The organism is Marinobacter sp. (assembly GCF_039977835.1).
GTDB lineage: Bacteria > Pseudomonadota > Gammaproteobacteria > Pseudomonadales > Oleiphilaceae > Marinobacter.
This window is the reverse complement of sequence record NZ_JBDWCL010000071.1, coordinates 87,011-98,464: the sequence shown is the minus strand read 5'-3', so window position 1 is coordinate 98,464 and position 11,454 is coordinate 87,011. Positions and strand designations below refer to the sequence as shown.

Annotated in this window: 14 protein-coding genes and 2 pseudogenes; 3 read left to right on the top strand and 13 right to left on the bottom strand. The window is 52.0% G+C overall.

Translation table 11 applies throughout. The features are described from left to right. Positions 1 to 157 precede the first annotated feature (157 nt). On the top strand, positions 158 to 286 hold the full coding sequence (locus ABJM11_RS20650; protein ID WP_348292430.1) for a hypothetical protein: 129 nt from the start codon (positions 158 to 160) through the stop codon (positions 284 to 286). Positions 287 to 483: 197 nt separating this feature from the next. Beyond that, on the top strand, positions 484 to 879 hold the full coding sequence (locus ABJM11_RS20645; protein ID WP_348292429.1) for a phosphate-starvation-inducible PsiE family protein: 396 nt from the start codon (positions 484 to 486) through the stop codon (positions 877 to 879). Positions 880 to 958: 79 nt separating this feature from the next. Here ABJM11_RS20645 and ABJM11_RS20640 read toward each other — a convergent pair whose 3' ends face one another. The 7 genes and pseudogenes from ABJM11_RS20640 to ABJM11_RS20615 all read right to left on the bottom strand — a co-directional run bounded on the left by ABJM11_RS20640 (position 959) and on the right by ABJM11_RS20615 (position 4,962). Then, positions 959 to 1,912, bottom strand: a complete 954-nt coding sequence (locus tag ABJM11_RS20640; RefSeq protein ID WP_348292428.1) for a serine protease — start codon at positions 1,910 to 1,912, stop codon at positions 959 to 961. A 318-nt stretch (positions 1,913 to 2,230) separates the two neighbouring features. Then, positions 2,231 to 2,623, bottom strand: coding sequence for a YciI family protein (locus tag ABJM11_RS20635; protein WP_348292427.1), 393 nt, complete (start codon positions 2,621 to 2,623; stop codon positions 2,231 to 2,233). 115 nt (positions 2,624 to 2,738) lie between these two features. After that, positions 2,739 to 2,870: pseudogene (locus ABJM11_RS20630) on the bottom strand (antibiotic biosynthesis monooxygenase); the annotation flags it as partial. A gap of 32 nt (positions 2,871 to 2,902) precedes the next feature. After that, positions 2,903 to 3,292, bottom strand: coding sequence for a VOC family protein (locus ABJM11_RS20625; protein WP_348292425.1), 390 nt, complete (start codon positions 3,290 to 3,292; stop codon positions 2,903 to 2,905). Positions 3,293 to 3,319: 27 nt separating this feature from the next. Continuing rightward, positions 3,320 to 3,763, bottom strand: coding sequence for a helix-turn-helix domain-containing protein (locus ABJM11_RS22575; RefSeq protein ID WP_407070025.1), 444 nt, complete (start codon positions 3,761 to 3,763; stop codon positions 3,320 to 3,322). A gap of 163 nt (positions 3,764 to 3,926) precedes the next feature. Next, complete coding sequence (locus ABJM11_RS20620) at positions 3,927 to 4,244, bottom strand: antibiotic biosynthesis monooxygenase (RefSeq protein ID WP_348292424.1); 318 nt, start codon at positions 4,242 to 4,244, stop codon at positions 3,927 to 3,929. 187 nt (positions 4,245 to 4,431) lie between these two features. Then, positions 4,432 to 4,962 (bottom strand): N-acetyltransferase, encoded by a 531-nt coding sequence (locus tag ABJM11_RS20615; protein WP_348292423.1) that lies wholly within the window; start codon positions 4,960 to 4,962, stop codon positions 4,432 to 4,434. A gap of 120 nt (positions 4,963 to 5,082) precedes the next feature. Here ABJM11_RS20615 and ABJM11_RS20610 point away from each other — a divergent pair, with 120 nt between their 5' ends. After that, a complete protein-coding gene (locus ABJM11_RS20610; RefSeq protein WP_348292422.1) occupies positions 5,083 to 6,000 on the top strand; it encodes a DUF2914 domain-containing protein in 918 nt (305 codons plus the stop codon). A gap of 39 nt (positions 6,001 to 6,039) precedes the next feature. On the opposite strand, the gene ABJM11_RS20605 is transcribed toward ABJM11_RS20610, so the two are convergent. From ABJM11_RS20605 to ABJM11_RS20580, 6 genes and pseudogenes are all read right to left on the bottom strand, one after another. Continuing rightward, on the bottom strand, positions 6,040 to 6,399 hold the full coding sequence (locus ABJM11_RS20605) for an antibiotic biosynthesis monooxygenase (RefSeq protein WP_348292420.1): 360 nt from the start codon (positions 6,397 to 6,399) through the stop codon (positions 6,040 to 6,042). Between the two features lie 137 nt (positions 6,400 to 6,536). Beyond that, positions 6,537 to 7,100 (bottom strand): hypothetical protein, encoded by a 564-nt coding sequence (locus tag ABJM11_RS20600; protein ID WP_348292418.1) that lies wholly within the window; start codon positions 7,098 to 7,100, stop codon positions 6,537 to 6,539. A 314-nt stretch (positions 7,101 to 7,414) separates the two neighbouring features. Then, positions 7,415 to 8,158, bottom strand: coding sequence for a TIGR04255 family protein (locus tag ABJM11_RS20595; RefSeq protein WP_348292416.1), 744 nt, complete (start codon positions 8,156 to 8,158; stop codon positions 7,415 to 7,417). Between the two features lie 141 nt (positions 8,159 to 8,299). Further along, positions 8,300 to 9,283, bottom strand: coding sequence for a hypothetical protein (locus ABJM11_RS20590; protein ID WP_348292414.1), 984 nt, complete (start codon positions 9,281 to 9,283; stop codon positions 8,300 to 8,302). A gap of 128 nt (positions 9,284 to 9,411) precedes the next feature. Then, on the bottom strand, positions 9,412 to 10,383 hold the full coding sequence (locus tag ABJM11_RS20585) for a PIN domain-containing protein (protein WP_348292412.1): 972 nt from the start codon (positions 10,381 to 10,383) through the stop codon (positions 9,412 to 9,414). 285 nt (positions 10,384 to 10,668) lie between these two features. After that, positions 10,669 to 11,052, bottom strand: a pseudogene (locus ABJM11_RS20580) (AMP-binding enzyme); the annotation flags it as partial. Between the last annotated feature and the right edge of the window lie 402 nt (positions 11,053 to 11,454).

Sequence of the window (11,454 nt, the reverse complement as noted above, 5' to 3'; positions counted from 1 at the left end):
CCATTCAGTCTTTCGAGAAGAATGCAGAGGCGGGTGTCATCTACGAAACAGGGTCGAGCCCTCAGGTTGGATGCAACTTACCGCCTCTGCGTGTGATCATTGGTAGCTAACCAATGTCACTGGACAGATACAAGGTTGGGTCGCCGGGAGTGTGGTATTGCTGGTCTCAGGCTGGGTTTCGCCCAACCTCACCGGTACCGCATTCATTGTGGTCCAGGCAGTTGCGGTTGCCATACTGGCCTACCTGGAAATGAACGCACTGCGGGTGAGTAAGACGGTGAGTTGAGTGGCGAGGCCGGCTTTTGCTTGGGGGCAAAAGCCGGCTTATCTCAAGTCAGATGTGTGGATCGCCACCCTGAAAGCCGGGGCCGGACTCTGGTGTATTCATCCTGAGTATTTGCTAAGGTCAGGATGGTCAGGGCCGGAGGAAGGCGCGTTTGCAAAACGCCGGCGGCCGATCACAAAAACAAAAAGGCTGGCTTGATGAATTCGTCCGAAAAGAATGTCGCTCTCAACATCTTCCAGATGATCGAGCGAGTACTCCTTGTCATCGTTGTGCTGATGACTCTTGTCGGGGTCGTCTTCGAACTTCACTCCCTGTTCATCGCACAGACCGTCAATCTGGCAGACATTCTGCTGATGTTCCTCTATCTCGAGGTGATTGGCATGGTCGCGGTGTTCTACTCAGACCGCCGCTCTGCGTCGGTATTTCCGATCTTTATTGCCATGACAGCACTCGCGCGGCTGATCATATTGCAAGGCAAGGACATGGCCCCCGAAAACATCCTGTATGAAGCCGTCGCCATCCTGATTCTGGCAATAGCCGCGTTTGTCATGACGCTGCTTAACCACCATAGGAAAGACGAATTAAACCCCTGACCTGGATGCCCTTGTCGCTGGTAGGTGAGAATTTACCCTTCGTTACCACCGTTTGCGGACAATGGCCCTTAACTACGGATTACGCATCCTGATCCCGTGCATGCCGCACCAGCTTCGTTAACCAGGAGCCACCAGCGCACCAGTTTTCGTTGGTATCTTCAGCCGACACCACCGCCACAACATAGGGGCCATCGCTCCAGAAGGCGAACATCGGGCCTCCGGAGTTTCCGGGCGTCAGGTCCGCATGAGTTTCCATGGAGCGAGCGGGCCCAAGATCATACCAGGGCTCATTCAGCGTCTTGTCGCGCTGAAAGGTCGGTCGCAGGGCGCTGCCAATACTTGCGGGGTAGCCGATATTGAACCAGTAAGGTTCGTCATCCCAGGAACTGTTGTACGTACGCGTGCCCATCCATCCGAACAGATCGCCAATACGATCGGCCGTGACCAGAACCGCATAGTCCTCGTCGAGTTCAAACCAGCTAACGCTGCCGGTCACCTTTGTATAGAACCAGACCCTGGTAATGGCGGTGACGGCACGGACTGAACCGCCGGACCGATGAACCTCCACGGTGCCAGCGCCATTTGAACTCCAGTCAACCACATGACTTGCCGTCAGCACATGCCTGGGGCCAACAATGACACCCGATCCGGTGCCGGAAGAGGTCAGGACCTTGCAGATGGTTCCCCATGGATAACTGATGTCGTTGTAGATTCTGCGGTCCTCCGGATTAAAAACAGTCAGAGGCCGGAGATCTTTTCCATTCAGAAGAACGCGGGGCGGTTTAAGCGGCTTCTCCCTGCAGGGTACGGCGCTTGCCCCAAACCACTTGGGGATCATGGGTACGGTCGGTGTTACGTCAGCCTGCGAGCCCCGTTCGGCATCAAGCCCTTTATGCTTGTAGGGCTTGGGCTCCGGCAGCAGCATGGACTGTAACTCTTTTGGTATCTTGCCCTTCGGACTTTTGTCGAAACGTTCGGCAACCTGCGACGCAGAGAGAGGGGATTCATCGTTCGCTTTATCTTTGCTAGCCATTTTGAAGTTCCTTTTAAAATGCCAAACCACGGTTTCCAGCGCCAGACGATGCCAGCGCTGAACCTGTCCCGGTTTTGTATGCATTCAGAAAAATCGGCGATGACCAGCTTTATGGGCGGCGTTATCCAAGAGACAGCAGGCGAGCGCAGCAACATCGTCTTGTGAACCCCCGGGGGCAAGACTCTCCAGCGAAAATCAGAGTCATTAGTCAGTCTAGTTCTTCCCGTTGAATGGTCAAAGATTGAGCATTTCAGGGTAGGCCAGTAGGAGGCCGTAAAGCACACACCCTCCCTGGCGAATTCCATGCCGAAGCCAGACCTACTCGCCGCGCGCGGCCTCCGCCTCGCGGATCGCGGGGCAGTCGTCCATCGGGCGGAGTTCGATGCCCCAGCCCAACTCCTCACCCATGCGCGCTGCCGGGTGCAGCGAGGCGAGCCTCACCGCTGCGTCGAAGTCCGGCGCTTCGATGATCACCACGCCGCCTACAACCTCCTTGGTTTCCGCGAACGGCCCGTCGGTGACCGTCAGTTTGCCGTCCTTCAGGCGCATCGACTTCGAGCTCCAGCTTAGGCTCCCGCCCCATGTGACCTCGCCCGCCGCCTGCATCTCGGCGTCGAATCCCTTGCACTTTTCGCCAATCGCGGCGAGCTCGTCCTTGCTCATCTGGTTGAATTTTTCTTCGTTTCCGTAGGCCAACAGCATGTATTTCATGGCGTTTCTCCCGATCGTTGTTTCGTCAAGAAGCTTTGGTAAGCTCATCGAGTAGTCGACTCGGCGCCGGGGTTTTCGACAATTGTGCGATTTTTTTCGACCCGATGGTTTAGATACCGTATTGCTGGGCTGCCAGTTCCGACATTCGTTGGGCCATTTCGGTGTCGCCGTTGTCACCCTCTGTGCGATGGCTGCTGAAGATGACGGCGTAGTAGGGGGACTTAGAGGTGTTGGCGATGCCTGACATAGGGTGCTCCGGGTAGCATTCTGTAATAGCTTTCATGCCTTAGGAGGCTGATAGATCTGAATGAGGTTCCCGCAGGTATCGGAGAAAACTGCAATCCATACCGGTCCCGCCTGCATTGGCTCAGTCGTAAACTCGACGCCTTTGGCTCTCAGGCGTTGAAATTCCGCTTTGACATCGTCAACCTCGAAGGCCGTTAGCGGAATACCTTGCCCGAACAGGGCTTCCTGATATGCCTTCGCCGCCGGGTTGGCATTGGGCTCCAGAGTCAACTCGGTTTCCCCACCTTCAGGCGATCGTACTGTCAGCCAACGAAACTCACCAACTGGCACATCCTGGCTTACGACAAAACCGAGGACCTCTGTATAAAAAGTGAGTGCCTTCGATTGATCGTCGACGAGAACACTATTCAGCTTGATCCGCATCTTTTATCCCTCTAATCGTCAAAGCAACTAGCCTAGCTGATCTTCAATGGATGCACTTCTCGAAAATTGTGGTCTGGCCCACGCACCCACCATGAGTGACATGCATCCGGGGGTAACGTGCGATGGCACATGTTCGGGGAGTGCAATCGACGGATAAAACCGTCGGCGACAGTCCGAAGGAGATTCACCAAAATGTCGCGAAAATAGCCAACTGAAGCTGCCCAGGCTTGAAAATCCGACAGACATGCAAATGTCCGTGACTGAGCCCTCATGAAGGACAAGCAGTTCTTTCGCCCTCTTCAGCCTGATTCGAGTTCGGAACTGGTGCGGAGTCTCCCCAAAAACCGCAGTGAAACGCCGAATAAAGTGACCAAGTGAGAGGCTGGCGTCCTGCGCAATATGAGCGAGCGGGGGAGAGGGTTCTTCGATCGCAGCAAGACGCTGTCTCGCTCGGTGGAGTCGAATCAACATGCTTTGCGTAATCATCGTACTTTACCCTCTATTCCTCGTTTCTCGACCTCCTGGCCGATGTCGTGGCCGAAGCCAGGCCTATTCGCCGCGTGCGGCCTTCAGGTAGTCGATCGGGCATCGCGGTTTTCGACAATCATGCGATTTTTCGATGCGATAAGACGGCTTAAATGCCGTACTCCCGCTCTATCTTCGCAATCCGCACCCGAAAACTCGAATACCACTGCTGATGCCCAAGCCGCTGGGCTTCCTGATGCTCGGCGTTCTGCTTCCAGTTGCGGATGGCTTCAAGGCTTTCCCAGTAGGACACCGTAATGCCCAGACCCTCCCTGGCGGATTCCATGCCCAGATAGCCTGGTTGCTGGGCTGCTAATTCCGCCATTCGTTCGGCCATTTCGGCATAGCCGTTGTCGCCGTCTGTGCGGTGGCTGCTGAAGATAACGGCGTAGTAGGGAGCTTTGGGAGTATTGGCGATTTCTGACATGGATTACTCCGGGTCAACTTTGCTCATCTGGTTGAATTTTTATTCGTTACCGTAGGCCAACAGCATGTACTTCACGGCGTTTCTCCCGATCTTTGTTTCATCAAAAACCTTTGATAGATTCATCGGGTAGTCGATCGGGCACAGCGGTTTTCGACAATTGTGCGATTTTTTCGCTTTGAGAGGAAAATCAATCCGTCTGAGAACCCGGCGCGGCCTTGAACCCCTCATGAAACACCACCCTTCCTTGCGGCACTGATTCACCGAACGGTAAAACAAAGAAATACTCGGCTGGCACACCTTCGTGGGCCAGGGCGTCGGTATTCACAAACCCGAATTGGCGGTAATACTCGGGATGCCCCACCAGGCAGCAGCCTTTCGCGTTCATCCCCTTCAACCGTTCCAGGCCCTCGTTGATCAGGGCCTTGCCGATGCCCTGGCGCTGAAAGTCCGGAAGCACCGACACCGGCCCCAGGCCATACCAGCCTTCCGAGCCATCCGACATGGTGACCGGCGAAAACGCAATATGCCCCACAACACGCCCGTCCACCTCTGCCACCAGTGACACCGAGAGCGCGCCGGCGGCTCTCAGGGCGTCAATGATGAAGTGTTCCGTGTGATTGCTGATATCCAGCGGCTGGAAAGCGGCGAGGGTAATGGCCGAGATAGCCGGGATGTCCATCTCGCTCTCTTCCCTGATTATGATGTTCTGTGAGGTCATGGCCGTTACCTCGAAATCCCTCAGCTAAAAAAATCTTCTCCGATAATTATGGCACCGCCACCTTGTACGTGCATGAGTTTGCTATAGTGTCTTTTTTCCCGCTTCAAGGAAGAACGACCGGTGAAAACAGCAAGACCGCAAGATCAACGTTTTTCACGTAAGTCCTCCCGCCTACCTGAGCCCAAAGAGCCCGAGGAGGTTGTTGTTTATCTTTGGGGGCGCATCTTTGCTGCTCTTTTCGTATTAATTCTGGTGGTAGGAGGCATAATCTGGGGCGCTTTAGAGATCTTTGGCACCGGCGAGCAAAAGGAAGCGCTGGCAGAGAATCAGGAAGTGGAGGCGCCTTCTCTCCCGTCGGTATATGTCGACCAGCCCGAGTCCGCCGAGCCTGCATCTATCCAGTTACCGACGACCTCATCACGCGAAACATCGGAATCTGACGTAAACGCTGACATGCCGGACCAGACAAATTCAGTTCAAACTGAAGTGGCCGAGACGCCTGCGGCCGTGTCCGAAACTGCATCGGGAGCAGCATCAAGTGATTCCACTGCAGAAAGTGATGCCACTGCAGAACCCGACTCCCCTCAGTTGGCCAGTCAGGTGAGTGAACCGGTGCCATCGGTAGAGCCCGACTCCCTTCCGGCGCCGGCTGCAGGAGTATCCGAACCGTCCCCGGAAGATGCCGCCTCCATCAAGCTACTTTCTGATCACGTGATCCGGGCGCAACTGAGTACCGGCCTGGAGGAAAAAGAGCCAATTGACGAAATCCCGAACGTTTTGACGATGGGCAGTGACGGACTGATTCGAATTTACCTGTTTACCGAAATCCAGGGCATGGAAGGTCAGCTGCACTTCCACGACTGGTACCTGGACGATGAACGGGTTGCGCGGGTGGAAATTAGGCCGTCGGTTGACCCCATGCGCGCATCCTCAGCCAAGTATATCGACCGACACATGGTGGGAGACTGGCGAGTTGAGGTGGTCACAGAGGAAGGCGAGCTTATGGCAAAAGGGGAGTTTTCGGTTCTGCCTCTCTAACCGAAGTTGGAAGCAGTGCACGGTTACCTGAGTAGGTTGTTAGATGCCGTATTCACGCTCAACCTTCGCAATCCGCACCCGAAAGCTGGAATACCATTGCTGATGGCCAAGCCGCTGGGCTTCCTGGTGCTCGGCGCTCTGCTTCCAGTTGCGGATGGCCTCAAGGCTTTCCCAGTAGGACACTGTGATGCCCAGGTTCTCCCTGACGGATTCAATACCCAGGAAGCCGGGTTGCTGGGCTGCTAACTCAACCATTCGATCAGCCATTTCGGCGTAGCCGTTGTCGCCGTCTGTGCGGTGGTTGCTGAAGATGACGGCGTAGTAGGGGGGTTGGAGATTGCTGACATAGAGGGCTCCGGGTAGCAGGCTGGAAAAGCTTTCATGCTGTTGGCTGCTCATGGCGATTCCTCCTATGCTCTAATCATAGGTCAGGAGTTTCTAATGCACCCGGGTAAGTCCAGCATTTATCGCTGCCGATTAATCACGGGTTGACTATCAGGCATTGATCGAACCCCTTTCCAGCGGCAGCCCGCAAATTAGAACTGTAACGGAAGTCTGGAGGGCTTTTCTCTTAGCAGGTGATTTTTGAGGAAATTGTCGATGACCTGGATACCGAAACCCGAAACTGAGCAGACTTTCTCAACACCATCTTGCTCAAACTCCCCGATGAAAGTATTGGTGATTTCGTTCAAATTGAGAATGCCACCGTAAGGTAGTCGGGCATCAAAAGGAGGGATATAAATCAGTCTCGAGACCTCTTTACGTGCCAAAGCGCTAAGGAACGATTTGGTACAAGCCTCACCGTATTCCTCGAAATATTCGGATACCAAATCTTCGAGCTGGATAATTGGGCAGATTAGCGCACTTTTATTAAAGGCTCGGTTGTTTTCTTGGTCCAAGTCACACTCGTGAGTGAGAACGTAAACCAGACCTTCAGCGGTTAAGTAAATCCTTTCGTCAGAATCGAAGATAGGAAAACGGACTGGTACATAGAGAAGACCCGCTCCAAGAGGGAGGCCCTGATCAACACCATAGAAGCGCCCCCTATCATCGTACCTGAGGCTGGCTACAAGGTGTTGGTAAGCAGTATTGACGTCCATCCTTAGAGCACTGAGCAATTTAAACGACAAGACGTCCGGTATGGACAACCTTGGACGACCTCAAAAGAGCTCTACGGAAAACCTTTTGCTCTGACGCGTCTGGGAACCATTTTGCGGAGGCGGTCTGAGCACCAGCGTCAATCACCGGTCCTTGAACGTCAACCTGAACCAAATTAATCGCACCCAGCTCACTCGGCCACACCGCAGATTCATGAGTGCTAAACACGTCAGCGACATCATCGTTAAAAACAGATCCACAGGAAATACTCAGTGTCGTCACAGCACAGGTGCCCAGAACGAGTTCGTTTAGCATTTTATTGCTCCCGCAGAGAATCGATATGCTCTTCCATCAGGCACGCAAAAAACGCGTCTTTTTCGAAGTCATGAGCTTTTTCGATCCAATCCTTTATTTGGTTTCGTTCATTTGCCTCAAAAGAGGCCGGAGTAAATACATCGACATCGATCACTGTTGACACATGGCTTCCCATTTGACCTTTCACAAACTCTTTCGAAGCAATTCTGGTCATCACCGTGTGAACATCAGTGGCAACTTTTACAAAGTTCAAGTTCAAGGCAGAGCTCACATTTTCGCCTCCGACACAGACTGATAAATCTAAGTCTGCGACAGAATTCACCTGGTGTCGTTCAGAGTCCATACCGTTTATGTATCGAAGTCCCAACCTATTGACTGAGAGACCTTTTATACGATCGAAAACGGCATCAACTGCTTCGTCCAGTTCTCGCTTAAAAACATCCCAGCCAGGGTAATTTCCAATAATGTGGTATGAGAAGGAATATGGACCAATCTTAACCAAGCGATCCCCACTGGGTTTCCGTAACTCAACGGTAGGCTGATACCGCAGCCCTTCTTCGGCATGTCGGATCGGATACGGGATACTCGAATTCGGCAACCGATTTAGCTGCCAGTCTTTCCAAGACCCGCAATCAATCAACCAACCAATTAAAACCTCCTCCGGGATGTTTGAAGGAGCCTGCAACCGAACGTCACAGAGGGCCTCTAAAATCGCGTCTTCCTTGAGCTTTGTTGGATGAGCCATTTACAATTTCCCAGCTTGATGGATGGGCTCAAAATATGAAAAATCAAAGACTTACAAAAAGCCACACGTTCTAAGAATAGCAACAGCTAATCTTTATGGCAAGTTCGCCTGCCCTCAAACCTCGACGCCTACATAGTTAAATCAAGCCTCTTGATGCCGGCAATCTGTAAACATCCCTGTTTTAGTTGGTGGTACATAAGTCGAGGGCGTGCAGTAACTCAACGAGAGATGCGTAGCCTTTTTTATGTATTCTATATAGCGCAAATCTTCTGGCCCGGGATTGGACGGCCCCGCCACTACGAATCTGAGATTGTTCTCCCTTTGCGGCAACCGAGAAGCATAGTGCAATAGCTGCCCCAGAGCCTCTCGTATGCATGTCGTAGGTGAGGGCGAAGACTTCACCTCGATGAGAATCGTCTCGTCTTCCAACGAGACCATAACATCGATGAACTTATGCTCTTGAGCCACATTCGCAATACCATGGATCGCTTCAAGGGTCTTACGTAACGTATTCTGTAGCTCATTGTGAGTCCGAGACATTATGTAGCTGCCCCGCGACTTCACATGGGTTTCGTACGTAGACTTGTCCGACTGACCAGTTCCCCCAGCCCAATCAGTAGAACCCAGTTCAGCGGCGGGCCTGTAAGTTTGGAATATGTTGCCAATGTGCTTTTCGTTCGTCAGCCGATGGATAGTCTTTCCATAACCGTATGGAAATTCAATGGGCTCTTGCTCCGCCAAGAAGTCGACACTCACGGTGTGTCCCAAGCCTTCGATTCGGCGATAGGACGGTAGAGTATCGCCAGAAACAACTGCATAGCGCGCAATGACCAGCCGTGCCTGAGTCCCGGCGGGCGCACTATGTGCCTTAAGCGCAATGACGTCCCCTGGCTTAAGCTCGAGAAACTTGGCGAGCGCAGACTTCGCTTCGCGTTCCCCCGGCGGGACGCGCTTATCTAGCTCCGGCATGACTACTTTGCGGTCTAATCCTATTAGATCCGACAAATCAATGTTCGCGGCAAACCCGGTGCTTACGACCTGATGCTGGAGCATCATTGGCAGCACGTCCTCGGTCCGACCATACTTGGTGCCGATGATGTAGAAGTCGGGACGATATTTTCGCAAGCCGGAAAGCCTCCCTTATGGTGTGGAGTTGCTAGTTGTTTTTGCGCCGTGACCGCTGGCCTAACGCGCCGGTTTGGCGCCGCGAAGCGGCGGAAAAGCAGTCGCCGTGCAGCCGATTGTTAAGCATGCTACTCGTCAGAACATGACCACAAATGGGCTTCAACTGCCTGAAGGTATTCGGTCTCAATTTGCTCCCGATACTTATTCACTAGGTCAGCGTAGAAACCATATACATCAGAATCACATATAATCCAATTGACTTGCTCATTGTTGTCCAAGATTCGGGATAACTCGTTGACTTGACTATAAGAAAAATCTTCGTAGGACGAGAGTCTCGCAATAGCAGAGTGCGTTGCGGAAAAATTGGGACTCTCACGGAGTGACTTGATATCCAGCTCTTTCTCTAGCTCACTAGCCATTCGAATATCTGGATAATGATCCTTGAAGAACTGAGATAGCCTCCTGTAGAAAATAACGTCGGATTTGTTTGTAGCAGACCACTCATCGGTCAGAAAATCCTTCAATGAGTTTTCGTCTAATACTGAATAGTAATCCTTATCATCGGCTATTAAATACAGGTCTTCTCCCATAGGTACCTGAGAAAGAAGAACCTCCCAATTTATGGCATCGCCGAGAGATCCATTTTTTCCTGGGGGGTTCCCCACATCAACACGAAACCTTGCCTTGCTAATGACCTCTTCGCTTATGGGGAGCTTCCTCGAGTTTCGGAAAAGCTCGCCAATCACCTCATCAGCGTCAAGATTCCGTTCTTTAATGTCGGACTCCAGACTACTTACTAGGTCTTTCAGTTTTTTATTAAAACTATTTTGAAGCTCACGAATCTCATCGAATTCAGGATAGCTTTTACAAAATACAGGAAAATGTGCTTTTTTATTCTGGTCCTTCAAGCGCTTGATCGCATCTTGGACCTTATTTTCCCTATTTCTGAAAAACTCATCCTTTACTTGCTCAGGCAACCAAAGCCTGACCTCGTCTCTTTCCAAAAGTACACTCAGCTTTCGAATCTCTTCGAGGTCATCGTCAGAGAGGTGGTAAAAAGACAGGAAAATATTTGTATCGATAAATATATTGATACTCACCAGTAAGAATCCTCCCCTGCTTAATAGCAGTTAGACAGCGGCCAAATCGCGACAAAACTTTGACCGCTAAATTATCCCGCCTTAGTTCATAAACTAACCACTAAAATGGCTGTTAAATCATGACCCTGCAAATCTAGTGGTCAACAATTCTGTAATATCGCAGCGCAATAACGAAGCGCGCTTCATGATTTCACTTTCTCTAGGAGCGTATACGCAGAGTACATAAAGCACAAACCCCGACGTATAGCCGGGGTCTAAAGGTAGGGTCAATGAAGGGGAAGGGGCTTACTTCTTCAACCCCATCTCCTCAATAGAAATCTCCCGCATCTTGAACTTCTGGATCTTCCCGGTGACCGTCATCGGGAACTCATCCACGAACTTGAAGTTCCTGGGGATCTTGAAGTGGGCAATCTTGCCCTTGCAGAATTCCCGCAGTTCGTCGCCGGTGACCGGGTCCGCGTCCGGGGCCAGTTTTACCCAGGCGATGAGTTCTTCGCCGTACTTGTCGTCGGGGATACCGGTTACCTGCACTTCCTCGATGGAGGGGTGGGTGTAGAGGAATTCCTCGATTTCTTTCGGGTAGATGTTCTCACCACCGCGGATGACCATGTCTTTGATGCGGCCAACGATCTGGATGTAGCCGTCTTTGTCCATGGTAGCCAGGTTGCCTTCGAGGCTGCTTGAGGCTATGTGCACTTCTTTCGTGTTCATCTTGCTGTTGACCTTTTTCATAACTTCCACTCGGCGGAGTGGAACAGGTGTATTTTTGCTGGCCCGCGGCCCAAAATTAGACCTCGTCCAGGTTTGGGCGGAGGGGCGTAACGAATGAGCAAAATCTAGAAAACACGCAATTACCTAGCGAAGACACATGAGGCGGTCTACGCTGCTAATTAGTTTAGAGCGGATGACTGGTTGGATTTTCCGCATCTACGGAGTTATCCGATTGGCAGATTTTGATTTGGCGGAAGCCGGTAGTATTGCTTTTAGGCGCTCGGAGGATATTCCATGAATACGAAAAGCTCCGCGCCGATCTTTCGCACCGCGTCATTGGCAGGCTCTGGTCTATTCATC